General features: G+C 64.1%; 10 protein-coding genes. 3 read left to right on the forward strand and 7 right to left on the reverse strand.

The window, feature by feature from the left end; translation table 11 throughout:
• The 3 genes from EOA28_RS08045 to EOA28_RS08055 all read right to left on the reverse strand — a co-directional run.
• On the reverse strand, window positions 1-2,933 hold a 2,933-nt coding region (locus EOA28_RS08045), incomplete at its 3' end, for an SPOR domain-containing protein (RefSeq protein WP_128314799.1).
• A gap of 103 nt (window positions 2,934-3,036) precedes the next feature.
• Complete coding sequence (gene argS, locus EOA28_RS08050; protein ID WP_127252175.1) at window positions 3,037-4,794, reverse strand: arginine--tRNA ligase; 1,758 nt, start codon at window positions 4,792-4,794, stop codon at window positions 3,037-3,039.
• 61 nt (window positions 4,795-4,855) lie between these two features.
• Window positions 4,856-6,085, reverse strand: a complete 1,230-nt coding sequence (locus EOA28_RS08055; protein ID WP_127252174.1) for a deoxyguanosinetriphosphate triphosphohydrolase — start codon at window positions 6,083-6,085, stop codon at window positions 4,856-4,858.
• 70 nt (window positions 6,086-6,155) lie between these two features.
• Here EOA28_RS08055 and erpA point away from each other — a divergent pair, with 70 nt between their 5' ends.
• The 3 genes from erpA to EOA28_RS08070 all read left to right on the forward strand — a co-directional run bounded on the left by erpA (window position 6,156) and on the right by EOA28_RS08070 (window position 7,992).
• Entirely contained in the window at window positions 6,156-6,503 is a 348-nt protein-coding gene (gene erpA, locus EOA28_RS08060) for an iron-sulfur cluster insertion protein ErpA (protein WP_128314800.1), read from the forward strand.
• A gap of 161 nt (window positions 6,504-6,664) precedes the next feature.
• A complete protein-coding gene (gene xth, locus EOA28_RS08065) occupies window positions 6,665-7,459 on the forward strand; it encodes an exodeoxyribonuclease III (RefSeq protein ID WP_127252173.1) in 795 nt (264 codons plus the stop codon).
• Window positions 7,460-7,704: 245 nt separating this feature from the next.
• Window positions 7,705-7,992, forward strand: coding sequence for a hypothetical protein (locus tag EOA28_RS08070; RefSeq protein WP_127252172.1), 288 nt, complete (start codon window positions 7,705-7,707; stop codon window positions 7,990-7,992).
• Window positions 7,993-8,034: 42 nt separating this feature from the next.
• Here EOA28_RS08070 and EOA28_RS08075 read toward each other — a convergent pair whose 3' ends face one another.
• The 4 genes from EOA28_RS08075 to EOA28_RS08090 all read right to left on the reverse strand — a co-directional run.
• Window positions 8,035-8,862, reverse strand: coding sequence for a tetratricopeptide repeat protein (locus tag EOA28_RS08075; protein WP_126060391.1), 828 nt, complete (start codon window positions 8,860-8,862; stop codon window positions 8,035-8,037).
• A complete protein-coding gene (gene ilvD / locus EOA28_RS08080) occupies window positions 8,849-10,573 on the reverse strand; it encodes a dihydroxy-acid dehydratase (RefSeq protein ID WP_126082279.1) in 1,725 nt (574 codons plus the stop codon). The genes EOA28_RS08075 and ilvD overlap by 14 nt, the downstream gene beginning before the upstream one ends.
• A gap of 289 nt (window positions 10,574-10,862) precedes the next feature.
• On the reverse strand, window positions 10,863-12,104 hold the full coding sequence (locus EOA28_RS08085; protein WP_127252171.1) for an OmpP1/FadL family transporter: 1,242 nt from the start codon (window positions 12,102-12,104) through the stop codon (window positions 10,863-10,865).
• Between the two features lie 364 nt (window positions 12,105-12,468).
• Window positions 12,469-14,230, reverse strand: a 1,762-nt coding sequence (locus EOA28_RS08090) for a valine--tRNA ligase (RefSeq protein WP_128314801.1), incomplete at its 5' end; no start/stop codon positions are given.

Genomic DNA, 14,230 nt, shown 5'->3' on the forward strand with positions numbered 1-14,230 from the left:
GCCGGAGCCGGATCCTCGCGCGGCACCAGCGAGCCGTCAGGCTTGACCATCATGGTCTTCACCTTGCGCGGCGCGACGGCGACGACGTCGTTGTTGTTGGCGGTGTTGGCGGCATCCTGCTGCAGCACCTGCGCGATGCGGTCTTCCGACTTCGGCGCCGGCGCGGCCGGCTGCGCGCTTGCCGGTGCGGCAGGCTGGGCGCTTTCGGGCACAGCGGCTTGTTCGACACCGGGCAACGCCGAGCTTGTATTGCCGGCGGCATCAGCGCCGGCCGCGGCGTCGTCGTCGGTGGTCGAAAGATCGACCACGCGGCTCGGCGGCGGTTCCTTCGAGGCCAGGTCCACGGGCTGTTCGGTGGTGTTCACCAGCTTCTGCTGCACCGGCTCGGCTGGCTTTGCCGCGCCGCCGCCCTTGGCGACCGCGTCATAAACCTTGTTGTCCTGGTTCGGCACCACCGCGCCGCCCGGATTTTCGGGCTTCACCTTGATCGGCGAATTGTCGGCCTTGACGATCACCGGAGCCTCGCTGCCGCCCTTGCCTCCGAAGGAGAAGGCCAGCGCGCCAAGGCCGCCGAGAACCACCACGGCGCCGACCAGCCCCGCGATCATCATGCCGCGACGGCGCGGCTGCGCCGCCTTACGCTCGGCAAGCCCGGGGATCGCCATCGCCTCTTCGAGCTCAGGATCATAATCGAGCTCGTCGGTAGCGAATTCGTCCGCCTGTGAGACCGGTCGGCTGCCGGGCAGATCGTCGGCGTCGTAATCGTTGGCGGCAGCGAAGGAAGCCTGAGCGGGCGGAGCCGCCGGAGCCTCGGCCCGCAAGTCGCGACGGTCATAGCCATTGAAGCCGGCGCTGTAGGTTTCGTCGTCATAGCCACGGTTCTGCACGGGCGCCGACGCGATCTCCGTCGCGTTCATGTCGGTGAGCAGGCTCGCGAATTCCGCGTCCAGATCGTCATAAGCGGCCGCCGCCGGCTGATCCTCCTCGAAGCTGAGCTCCGGAATGTCGAGGTCGTCGGCGAGCGCGACCACGCGCTCCGGCACATCGACCGTCTCGACATCCGGGACCTCGTCATGCTGGCGGGGCTGCGGCGCAGCCATCGGGGCCTGCGCCGGTTTGGCATGGGCGGAATAATCCGGGGCCGGCTCGTTGCGGTAAGCAGGCGCGGTCATCTGCAGCGGCGCTGAAGGCGCTGCCACCTGCACCGGCGCCGCTGGGGCCGGCTGTGCCGCAAATGAGGCTTGCACCGGCGGAGCGGCGGTCGGGGTCGAACGGCTCCAAGACCTTGTCTGCTCGACCGGCGTCGGATGCATCCAATCGGACGAATTTGCCGGAGACCTCGCGCTGGCGGCCCCCGCCTGCTCGGCCTCGATACTCCGGGCGAAAGCGGCGCCAAAGGCGTCGTCGTCGAAATCAATGTCCTGTTCGGCCGCCGAAGGTCCGGCGCTGGAGGGCTCGGCCTTGGCCGAGGCTGCAAAATCCTGGCGGTCGAGCTCGTTGGCGAGCAGGTCGTCCAGGTCGCTGTCGGCCGGCTGCGCGTCCTGCCGGTCCTGCGCCGGCTGGCGCTCGTCGAGATCCCAGTCGAGATCGTCGGCCGCCGTGTTCCCACCGGCGTGGCTCGCGGATTCCGCAACCAGCCGTGGCGCGGGAGCAGGCTCCTTGACCGTGGGCATCGGCCGAGCGGTCATGGCGCCGAGCAGCGCGTTGAGCTCGTCCTCCAGGCTGCGCTCTCTGGCGGCCGGCTTTGCCGGTTCCACTGCCGCGACCGGAGGGACCGGAGCAGCGGCAACTGGTGGGACTGGAGCAGCCACGACCGGAGCCGACTCTGCCGGCTGCAAGGCGGCGGCGAGCTCGACGGCCGGAGCTTGCGGCTCTTCATTCAGCGCGTCGCGGAAGCTCAGCTCGAAATCGTCATCGAGGGTCAGCGCGGCGGAAGGTTCGGGCGCGGCGGGTTCCGGCTCAGCGGCAAATTGGGCGGCCTCCGCCTCGACCATCGCGGCCGGCTCGTCGGCGAGCGACAGCTCCGGCTCCTGAAAATCCTGATCCTGGCCGAGATTGATGTCATCGCCCGGCGTCTGATCGAAATGGCCGGCGAAATCATCTTCGGAGATCAGCGGGGCGGCTGCATGAGCTTCGACCGGCTCGACGGCCCGCGCATGCTGCTCGGGCTCATGGCTTTCAAACGACAGCTCGTCTTCAAGCGACATGTGGACCGCGCTGTCGAAATCGGCGTCGAACGCCTCTTCGCTCGCGGCCTGCATGGCTTCGACGGCATCCTGACGGGCGTCGGCCGGCTCGTGATGGTCGAGCTGGAAATCCTGGTCCAGCGAGGCCGCCATTTCATGATCGATCGAAAGGTCATCTTCGACCGGCGCGATATCGAGCGAACTGGCGACGGCGTTGTCGAAATCATCGTCGAAAGCGACTTCCGGCTCTGGGGTGGCCTGCGGCTCCGGCTCGAAACGCTCAGATGCGAAATGCGCCTCTGGCGCGACTTCCGGCTCCGCGGCGAAGTGCGGTTCTGGAGCGAACTGCGGCTCCGGTGCGCGCGCCACGGCGAAGTCGGCGTGATCAGCCGCGTCGTCAAAGACGAAATCCTGCTCGAAGGACGCCGTCAATTCGTCGTCGTTCACGGCGGCGCTGGCGGCCTCGACGGCCGGCTCATGGCTGATCTGGTGGATGGCAGCCTGCTGAGCGACCGGCGCGCTTTCCTCGACGGAATCGAACTCGCCCATCAACTCCTTTTCGAGGTCGATGTCGAAATCGTCAGCCTCCGCAACGTGAGGAGCCGGCATGGCCTTCTCGGCCGCGGGGGCCGGCTGTCTTACCGGCTGGCGCGGGTCGAAACCCATGATCCGGGTCAGTTCCGCGAACGGATCATCGTCGGCGATATCGTTGTGGTCGGCTACTTTCAGCGGGGTTCTGTCTGCCATTATTGTTCCCGAACTCGCACAAAGTCGGACGCCATGGACGTCGCGCAGGGTTGGCCCTTACCAGCGCAATGTGGGCAAAAGGTGACAGGTTTTTTAGTTAAACCTAACGCATTTCCGTGGGCGCGTCTGCCCCGATCAGCGTCAGGCCGGAGGTCAAGACATCCGAAACAGCCTGCACCAGCCCTAGTCTGGCATAGGTTGATTCTCGGTCGTTAACCTTAACAAAACGTAAGTCCTGATTGTCGTGGCCGCGATTCCACTGTGCATGGAAGACTGAAGCCAGGTCATAAAGGTAGAAAGCGAGCCGGTGCGGCTCCAGGGAAAGCGCCGCGGATTCGATCAATCTTGGATATTCAGCCAGCTTGCGGATCAACGCGATCTCGCCCTCGTCGGCCAGCGCAGCGACGGAAGCCGCGAGCCGGTTGCGGTCGAAATTCGCCTCGCCGAGCTGCTCGCTCGCCTGCCTGAAGACGGAATGGCAGCGCGCCGACGCGTACTGGACGTAGAACACCGGATTGTCCTTCGACTGCTCCGTGACCTTGGCGAAGTCGAAATCGAGCGGCGCGTCGTTCTTGCGGTAGAGCATCATGAAGCGGATCGGGTCGCGGCCGACCTCCTCCACGACATCGCGCAAGGTGACGAAATCGCCGGACCGCTTCGACATCCGGACCGGCTCGCCGTCGCGGAACAGTTTGACGAGCTGACAAAGCAACACGGTGAGCTTGACCGTGTCGCCGGCCACCGCCCGCGCCAGCGCCTCGAGCCGCTTCACATAGCCGCCATGGTCGGCGCCAAGCACATAGATGAGATCGACGAAGCCGCGCTCGACCTTGTCCTTGAGATAGGCGACGTCGGCGGCGAAATAGGTGAACGAACCGTCCGACTTGACCAGCGCCCGGTCCATGTCGTCGCCGACCGCGGTCGACCGGAACAGCGTCTGCTCGCGGTCCTCCCAGTCGTCAGGTTTCTCCCCCTTCGGCGGGGGGAGCGTGCCCTTGTAGATATGCCCCTTGAGCGTCAGGTCGGCGATCGCCGCGCGGATCTTCCTGGCGTTGTCGGCATGCAGCGTGCGCTCGGAGAAGAACACGTCGTGATGCACGTTGAGCAGCGCCAGATCCTCGCGGATCATCGCCATCATCGCATCGACGGTGCGGTCCTTGACGATCGCCAGGGCCTCGTCTTCGGGCATCTCCAGCAGGCCGAGGCCGAATTCCTCGGCCAGCGCCTGGCCGACGGGGATCAGGTAGTCGCCCGGATAAAGCCCGGGCGGGATCTCGCCGATGGCTTCGCCAAGCGCCTCGCGGTAGCGCAGGAACGCCGAGCGGCCGAGCACGTCGATCTGGGAGCCGGCGTCGTTGATGACATATTCCTTGGTCACGTCGTAGCCGGCGAAGGCCATCAGATTGGCAAGCGTGTCGCCGACCACGGCGCCGCGGCAATGGCCGACATGCATCGGACCGGTCGGGTTGGCCGAGACATATTCGACATTGGCCTTGCGGCCGCCGCCGATGGTCGAGCGGCCATAATTGCGCCCCTCGCCGAGCAACGCGGTCAGATGCGTATGCCAGAACGCGTCCTTGAGCCTGAGATTGACGAAGCCAGGCCCGGCGATCTCGGCCGACGCGATATCGGCGTCGCCACGCAGCGCTTCGGCGAGTTTCTCGGCAAGCGCGCGCGGGTTCTGTCCAGTGGGCTTGGCCAGCACCATCGCCGCATTGGTTGCGAGGTCGCCATGGCTGGCATCGCGCGGCGGCTCGACCGCGATACGCGACAGGTCGAGCGCGGCCCCCTCCTTGTCCTTCAGGTCAAGGGCTTCGACGGCCTTTACGATCCGCGCGTTGAAATCGGCGAAGATATTCATTGGAAGTGCTCTGGGCTTTAAGAGGCGACCGGCCCAACGGCCGGCAAAATCGAGGCTCGCCCTAGCTCAAATCGGGCGTATGGTCAAACAGACGCCGATGTTCCTTCAAGGCATAGGTGTCAGTCATGCCGGCCAGGAAGTCGGCGACGCTGCGCGCCTTGATGCGATCCTCGGCCCGGTCGAGCCCCTCGCGCCAGCCATCGGGCATGGCGCGCGGATCGGCGAAATAGACGTCGAACAGCTCGCGCACGATCTGTTCGGCGTCGGCCCGCACCCGCATCACTTCCGGGTGCCGGTAGAGATGCTTGTAGAGGAAAGCCTTCAATTCCTTCTCGGCCGCGGCCATGCCTGCCGAAAAGGTCACCAAGGTCTCGCCCGCCGCGCGCACCGCATCGGCGCTGTCCGGTTTGAGCCGCTCGATATTGGCGGTGGTCGATGCGATGACATCCTCGACCATCAAGGTGATCTGCCGCCGCATCAGCTCGTGGCCGGTGCGCACATCGTCGAGTTGAGGATATTTGGCGCGCACGCCCTTCAGGATCGAGCCGGGCAAGCCGACCTCCTCCAGCATCTCCAGCGTCAACAGGCCCGCGCGCAGACCGTCGTCTATGTCATGGGTGTTGTAGGCGATATCGTCGGCGATCGCGGCGCATTGCGCCTCGATGCCGGCGAAGCGGTCGAGCTCAAGGTCGTGCAGCTCCGAATAATCGCGGATCGCCTGCGGCACCGGACCCTTGAGCCCCCTCCCGCTCGCATCGGTCAACGGGCCATTGTGCTTGACCAGCCCCTCCAGCGTTTCCCAGGTGAGGTTCAGCCCGTCGAATTCGGCGTAGCGCCGCTCGAGCCTTGTGACCACGCGCAGCGACTGCGCATTGTGATCGAAGCCGCCCCAGGCGGCCATCTTCTCGTTGAGCGCGTCCTCGCCGGTATGCCCGAACGGCGTGTGGCCGAAATCGTGGACAAGCGCCACGGCCTCGGCGAGATCCTCGTCGCCGCGCAGCGCCCGCGCCAGGGCGCGCGCGATCTGCGCCACCTCGATCGAATGCGTCAGCCGGGTCCGGTAATGGTCGCCCTCATGCGCGACGAAGACCTGCGTCTTGTGCTTCAGGCGGCGGAAAGCCGTAGAATGGATGATGCGGTCGCGGTCGCGCTGGAACGGCGTGCGCGTCGGGCTTTCGGCCTCCGGGAACAGGCGGCCGCGCGAAAGCGCCGGGTCGCTCGCATAGACGGCGCGCGGCCGATAGCCGAACCCGATGTCGCCGAGAGCATCCTTGCCCCGCTGCTCTTCCATTGACCCACCAGTTGACTCAGGCCTGCCCGCTTCATACCTATCATGTGAAACCGAAAGCAAGGTGACGCCGATGGGCGCGGATGCCAAGACTGCCATGAAGGTCGAAATGACCGACGCCGCGGCAAAGCGGATCGCCAGGATCGTTTCCGGCGAACCCGGAAAGACGGCTCTGCGCGTCTCCGTGGAAGGCGGCGGCTGCTCCGGCTTTTCGTATAAATTCGACTTGGTCGGCGATCGCAACGACGACGATGTCGCCATCGAGAAGGATGGCGCGACAATCCTGATCGACGACCTTTCGCTGGTCTATATGGGCGGCTCGGTGATCGACTTCGTCGACGACCTGATGGGCCAGTCCTTCCAGACCAGGAACCCGAACGCGGTCGCCTCCTGCGGCTGCGGCACCAGCTTCTCCATCTGATCGACCGGACTTCGCAAGCCTATGACCGGTGCGAGCCGGGTAGCGCGTGCCTGTCCCCTGGCTTTGGCAGGAATGCGGCCGGACGGCCTTTCTAAAGGTCCGCGCAGGCAATACGATCCGCTTCGTCGAACGCCTTCCGTCCGAACAGCATCGAGGCCTGCATGAAGATCGTCACTTGGAACATCAACGGCGTTCGCGCCCGCATCGGCAACCTCACCCATTGGCTGACCGAAAGCGCGCCGGACATCGTTTGCCTGCAGGAGATCAAAACAGTGGACGAGCAGTTCCCGCGCGCCGAGATCGAGGCGCTGGGCTACAATGTCGAGACCAATGGCCAGAAGAGCTTCAACGGCGTCGCCATCCTGTCGAGGCTGCCCTTCGACGAGGTCAATCGCGGCCTGCCTGGCGACGATGCGGACGACCATGCCCGCTTCATCGAAGGCGTCTTTTCCACCGACCAGGGCGCTCTGCGCGTCGCCTCGCTTTATCTGCCCAACGGCAATCCGGTCGAGGATGAACGGAAGTTTTCCTACAAGCTTGCCTGGATGGCACGGCTGGAGCGCTGGGCGGAAGAACGGCTGCGGCTTGAGGAAGCGCTGGTGCTGGCCGGCGACTATAACGTCATTCCCGAACCCGCCGATGCCCGGTTCCCGGAAAACTGGCTGGGCGATGCGCTGTTCCAGCCGCAGACGAGGCAGGCCTTCCGCCGGCTGAAGAACCTCGGCTTTACCGAAGCGGTGCGCTCGGTGACCGACTCGGCCGGCGTCTACACCTTCTGGGATTATCAGGCCGGCGCCTGGCAGAAGAACAACGGCATCCGCATCGACCACCTGCTGCTGTCGCCGGAAGCCGCCAACCGTTTCTCGTCGGCCTCGGTGGAAAAGCACGTCCGCGCCTGGGAGAAGCCCTCCGATCACGTGCCGGTCGCGATCGAGCTCAGCCTGCAGCCGGCCTGAGAAGTTCCAGTCCTTAGCTCAGGGTCTGTTGAGATTCAGGTCAGGCAGAGCCGGAGTCGAAGACGGGCGCGAAGCGACCAGACAAGGTGGTTTCCGAGAACCGGAGCGGAGCGTACTTCAAAGTACGTGAGCACCGGAAGCGCAGGAAGCCGCCATTCGCAGGCAAGCATCACCTGAATCTCAACAGACCTGGACCTGATATCGCCACAAATCCCCTCTTTGATGCGGGTGGCTGTGGGGGTTGAATGGCGATCCGATTTCTTTTCAGGCCGGTCGGCCTTGCCTTGGCGCTTGCCGCCCCGACGCCCTCGCTGGCGGCGCCGACCTGTTTGGCCAACGGCAAGTCCTTCAATGTCGGCCAGACGGCATGCCTGACCATTGCCGGCGAAAGCCATCTCGCCCGCTGCGACATGGTCCTCAACAACACATCCTGGACGAAGATCAAGGATGAATGTCCGGGAGACGCGCCAAAACCGCACCCGACCTCGATCTCGACGCCCGGCCCGACGCCGACGGAGCCGACTGAAAACTAGAGCGCCGCGGGCCTCACCCCTCGAAGGGGGAGCATCCGACGCTTACTGATCGCCGTTGTTGCCCTTGGTTAGGATGTCGTCGGCGAGCGAGATCGCGGTCCGGCGATCGGCCTCGCCGGCCGCGGCGAACGCCTCTTCCTGCATGCTGCGGATCCAGGGCTGATCAGCTGCCGGAGCCCGCTGAAGCGCCGCCGTCATCATCGCCAGGCCGCGCACGATCTTGCCGCTCTGGAACAGGAGGTTCCCGAGCGTCGCCTGCGCGCCGGCGTGGCCCTTCTCGGCTGCCAGCTGCAGCCAGCGGCCGGCCTGCTTGACGCTCGCCTTCACGCCGCCCTCGCCCTTCAGGAACATCCGGCCGATCTCGAACTGGGCGTTCGGATTGCGGTAGTTGGCGGCGGCGCGCATATAATATTCCTGCGCCGCGACTTCGTTCTCCTCGACCGGCGTGCCGGGAATGCCCTTGCGCAGATAGTCGCCGAGCGCCACCAGCGCGTCCGAAACGTAGCTTTCTTCCGGCGAGCCGGGCTCGACATCCTGGTCGACAATCTCCGAGAAGAACTTGAAGGCGGCATAGTCGTCGCGCGTCACGCCGTCACCTTCGGCATACATGCGCGCGAGCTTCCAGGTGGCGCCGATCTGGCCGTTTTCGGCGGCGTATTTATAGGCCTCGACCGCCTGGTCCTTGTGGCCGCTCTTGTAGGCCGAGAAGCCGAACTGGAACACCGCCCACGGGCTCGACTGCGGCTTCACGCCGGTCTTGTCGTCGAACACCTTGTCGTCGAAGGCCATGGCCTGCCCGACGGCGCCCAAGGTCGCAAGCGCGACCAGTGCCGAAAAGACAGACGACCTCAACACCTCAGATGTCCGCATAGCAGTGCGTTTCTTTGGCCCCACCCGGATGAGTCACCGCGCCGTCGCGGGCCGGCCCTACCGTTTGCGCATATTTCCATATCGCGCCCGACTGATAGTCGGTCTTGCGCGGCTTCCATTTCTTTGCCCGGGCCGCCAGCTCGGCGTCCGACAGGGCCACTTCGATCGTGCCGTTCACGGCGTCGATCGAGATCACGTCGCCATCCTTGATCAGCCCGATCGGCCCGCCGACCGCCGCCTCCGGCCCGACATGGCCGATGCAGAAGCCGCGCGTGGCGCCCGAGAAGCGTCCGTCGGTGATCAGCGCCACCTTGCCGCCCATGCCCTGGCCGTAGAGCGCAGCCGTCGTCGACAGCATCTCGCGCATGCCCGGACCGCCGCGCGGCCCCTCATAGCGGATGACGAGAACCTCGCCCTCCCGGTAGTTGCGCTGCGTGACCGCTTCGAAGCACTCCTCTTCCGAATCGAAGCAGCGGGCCGGCCCTGAGAATTTCAGTTCCGACATGCCCGCGACCTTCACGATCGCACCTTCGGGGGCAAGGTTGCCCTTCAAGCCCACAACGCCGCCTGTCTTGGTGATCGGCCGATTGGCGGGACGCACAACATCCTGGCTCTCATTCCAGGCAACGTGCTCCATATTTTCGGCCAAAGTGCGGCCAGTGACCGTCATGCAGTCGCCGTGCAGATAGCCGTGATCGAGCAGCGTCTTCATCAAGAGCGGAATGCCGCCGGCCTCGAACATGTCCTTGGCGACATATTTGCCGCCCGGCTTGAGATCGGCGATATAGGGCGTCTTCTCGAAGATCGCGGCCACGTCGAAGAGGTCGAACTTGATGCCGGCCTCATGCGCGATTGCCGGCAAATGCAGCGCCGCGTTGGTCGAGCCGCCGGTGGCCGACACCACGGTCGCGGCATTTTCCAGCGCCTTGCGCGTGACGATGTCGCGCGGCCGGATGTTTTTCGCTATCAGTTCCATGACCTTTTCGCCCGAGGCGAAATTGAAGCGGTCGCGCATCTCGTAGGGCGCCGGCGCGCCGCAAGAATAGGGCAGTGCCAGGCCGATCGCCTCGGCGACGGTGGCCATGGTGTTGGCGGTGAACTGGGCGCCGCAGGAACCGGCCGAAGGACAGGCAACCTGCTCGATCTCAAGCAGTTCGGCATCGCTGATCGTGCCCACCGAATGCTGGCCGACCGCCTCGAACACATCCTGCACGGTGATCTGCCGGCCGCGATAGCTGCCGGGCAGGATCGAGCCGCCATAGATGAAGATCGAGGGCACGTTGAGGCGCACCATCGCCATCATCATGCCGGGCAGCGACTTGTCGCAGCCGGCAAGCCCGACAAGGGCGTCATAGCAATGGCCGCGCATGGTGAGCTCGACCGAATCGGCGATCACCTCGCGCGACACCAGCGACGACTTCATGCCCTGGTGGCCCATGGCGATGCCGTCGGTGACGGTGATGGTGCAGAATTCGCGCGGCGTGCCGTTGGCGGCCGCAACGCCCTTCTTGACCACCTGCGCCTGGCGCATCAGCGAGATGTTGCAGGGCGCAGCTTCATTCCAGCAGCTCGCGACGCCGACCAAAGGCTGCGCGATCTCGGCCGCCGACAGGCCCATGGCATAAAGATACGAGCGATGCGGCGCCCGCGCCGGACCTTCGGTCACGTAGCGGCTGGGCAGCTTGGCCTTCGAGATTACCTTGGCGTCCATACTCGTCCTTGCCGCACACCCCGCGGCCGGTCCCCTCGCCGCGCCAACCTGGCACGCATCCCGGGACATAACTCGGGTGCTCCGGGTTTATGGCGGGAAGTGGGCAGTTCCCTCGGCAAGGCTTTTAGCGCGGGGGTTGTTCATAAACTGTTGCCGAAACGTCACAATCGTATGAGGCGCCGGCTGGGCAGCGAATCTGGAATATCGGGCCGAGAGTTCAGGCTGGACGGTCGGTCACACAACAAAAAGGCCGGGCATTGCCCGGCCTTTTCGGTGAATTTTCAGAGACTTAGAACTTGATCTTGAGGCCACCCGAAATCGCTGTGACCAGATCGTTGCCAACGTCATAGGTAGCGTCTTCGCCCGCGATAAAACCATTCTCGTCGGTAAGCGTTCCGGAATGGCCGCTGGTCATAACTCCGATGGCCCCGGCCAAGCGAAACTCGATGTTTGGCCGAGGCGTGTAGGCAACGCCGCCGCCGAGCGTCCAAGTGTCGGTTTGGACACCATAGCCATGCGAGGTGCCGCGATCCCAAGTAAGCTGGCCAGCGGCACTCCATTGATCGTTGAACTTGTGGCCGATGCCGCCGGAAACGGTCCAGCCGTCCCGATACATGAGGTCGAGCGAAGTCGGTCTGACAGCCGGGTTCGCCACGCCACTGTTACAGGCGGCACCGAGCGCCTTCGACTGTTCGGTACAAATCGGAACAATCTGCAGAACGCTCCAATTCACCCATTTGACCGAGCCAAAAGCGAGCCAGCCGGGCGCGATGCCCGACTGCAGCTTGAACTCGACCGTGTCCGGCATGGATTGGGTTGGAGCGTAGATCGGGGTGGAGACGACGCCACCGATGTCCAACGTGCCAGAAATGTTGTCGAGCTTCACCTGCGAATTGTAAACAAGGCTGGCGCGCAATGCGATGTCCGGGATTTCATACGCAATACCCGCACGCCACCCCCAACCGCTGCTGTCAAGATCGACACGCCCGACCATGGGGCCAAAGCCGATGTCTGTTAAGCCTTCCTTGAAGCCGTAGACCTTCTGATAGAATACACCGCCCAGGAACCGAAGCTGGCCTTTGCCCGCGTCAAACTTATACGAGCAGGTCGCCGCGTAATTGTCGCTCTTGATGTCAGTTTCAATGTTCGAAACCGCGCCATTCCAGTTACTACCAGGCGCGGTATGTGCGCCCCAAGGCTGCGAGTAGTCGAACATGCAGTCGACACCCTGGACGACCTGGGCTTTGACGCCGATGCGCGGGACCCAGTAAGGCTCCGCTCCGTCTGCCGTAGAACTAAAGCCCGGGCCCAGGGGAGCCCCGCCAGGACCAAGTGCATTCTTGTACTTGCGATCCGGCATCACATAGGTCGCTTCGGCTTCCGTTGCGACAGGCGCCGGATCGAACAGCAGATCGATGTCGTAGCCGCCGCGCTCCAGACCGCCGGCATGCGCGGGATGCATCGCGGCGCCGATCAATGCGATCGAAAAGCAGCCTGCCCCCGCCAGAGCTTTGAGCCGCAGAATATTCATGGAAATCCCTCCCCGAAATACAAGTGGCTCAAGCTAGAACCAATTCGGGTTAACGACGCAACAATGTTTTCAAGAGCTGTACATGTACACCTTGACAGCACGCATTTTCGCCATGGTGAGAGGCGCCGCAATTGGTGCCCCAAATCGCGACAACCGCGATCAAACGGCAGAAAAAATGCGAAGAAAAGACCCAAAACAACGCAAAAACAGCTGATTTTGAGGCCGACAGGCTCCCATTGTTACATTATGGCAACAATGGGGCGCAAACTTTCCGTTTACGTCAAAATTAACGTAGCGACACGCCCATTTTCGAGGCAGCTAACGTACCGGAAAGCGACTCTGGAGCGAGGCCGAATCTTCCTGCTCAGCCCGCGTCGCGAACCCTTGTCAAAGCCACCGAAAGCTTCTCCTGCGCCTCGCGATATTCGGCGAGTTTCTCGCGCTCGGCCTCGACCACCTCTTCCGGCGCGTTGGCGACGAATTTTTCGTTGGAAAGCTTCTTGTGCAGGCGGGCGATCTCCTCGGTCACCTTGGCCAGTTCCTTCTGCAGCCGCGCGGCCTCGGCCTGGAGGTCGATCAGGCTGCCGAGCGGCAGGCTTATCGTCGCCTCGTTGAGCACGATCTGGGCCGAGCCCTTTGGCGGCGCGTCGACCAACGCGATATCGCCGACGCGCGCCAGCCGCTTGATCGCCTGGGCGTGACGCTCCAGCCGCTCCTGCGTCAGCGAGTTGGCGCCGATCACCATCAGCGGCGCGATCGCTGCCGGCGGCACGTTCATCTCCGACCGCACCGAGCGGATGCCCGAGACGAGGTCGACCAGCCAGTTGATGTCGGCGGCAGCCTCCTCGTCCTCGAAGTCGGGCGACGGCCAGGCGGCATGACAAAGCAGCGAGGAGCGCTCCTTGCCCTCGCCAGCGGTCTGCGCCCACAGCTCCTCGGTCATGAACGGCATCATTGGATGGAGCAGCTTGTAGATTTCGTCGAGCACGAAGGCGACGCAGGCCCGGCTCTCGGCCTTGGCGGCCTCGTCCGTGCCCATGAACACCGGCTTCAGCAGTTCCAGGTACCAGTCGCAAAACAGGTTCCAGACGAAGCGATAGGCAGCGCCCGCCGCCTCGTTGAAACGATAGCTGGTAATGCCTTCGGTCACCGCGCGCGCCGCCCGCGTGAGTTCCGTGAGGATCCAGCGATTGACCGGCAGCTTGGCGTCGTTCAGCCAGAAATCGTCGTTGCGCGCAACCTCGTTCATCTCGGCAAAGCGCGTCGCGTTCCACAGCTTGGTGCCGAAATTGCGGTAGCCGGCGATGCGCGCCGGATCGAGCTTCACGTCGCGCCCTTGAGCCGCCATCACAGTCAGCGTGAAGCGCAGCGCATCTGCGCCGTATTCCTCGATCAGGTCGAGCGGATCGATGACGTTGCCCTTCGACTTCGACATCTTGGCGCCGTTCTTGTCGCGCACCAGCGCATGCACATAGACGGTGTGGAACGGCTCCTCGTCCATGAAGTGCAGGCCCATCATCATCATGCGGGCGACCCAGAAGAAGATGATGTCGAAGCCGGTCACCAGCACGTCGGTCTGGTAATAGGTCTTGAGCTCGGGCGTCTGGTCGGGCCAGCCGAGCGTCGAGAACGACCACAGCGCCGACGAGAACCAGGTGTCGAGCACGTCCTCGTCGCGGGTCAGGATCTCGCCCGGCTGGAAATTCTCGAGCTTGTCCTCTACCCAGGCCTTCCACGGCCCTTCCAGCGCCAGGTAATATTCGACCGCCGCGGCCAAAGCCTCTTCCTCGGTCTTCTCGACGAAGACATGCCCGTCCGGCCCATACCAGGCCGGGATCTGGTGGCCCCACCAGAGCTGGCGCGAAATGCACCAGGGCTGGATGTTCTCCATCCAGTCGAAATAGGTCTTTTCCCAGTTCTTCGGCACGAAGTTCGTGCGGCCCTCGCGCACCGAGGCGATCGCCGGCTTGGCGAGCTCGGCGGCGTTGACATACCATTGGTCGGTCAGGAAAGGCTCGATCGGCACGCCGCCGCGGTCGCCATGCGGCACGGTGTGCCGGTGCGGCTCGATCTTGTCGAGGAACCCGCCCGCTTCCATCAGCTCGACGACCTTCTTGCGAGCAGCG

Source organism: Mesorhizobium sp. M2A.F.Ca.ET.067.02.1.1, from assembly GCF_004023285.1.
Lineage (GTDB): Bacteria > Pseudomonadota > Alphaproteobacteria > Rhizobiales > Rhizobiaceae > Mesorhizobium.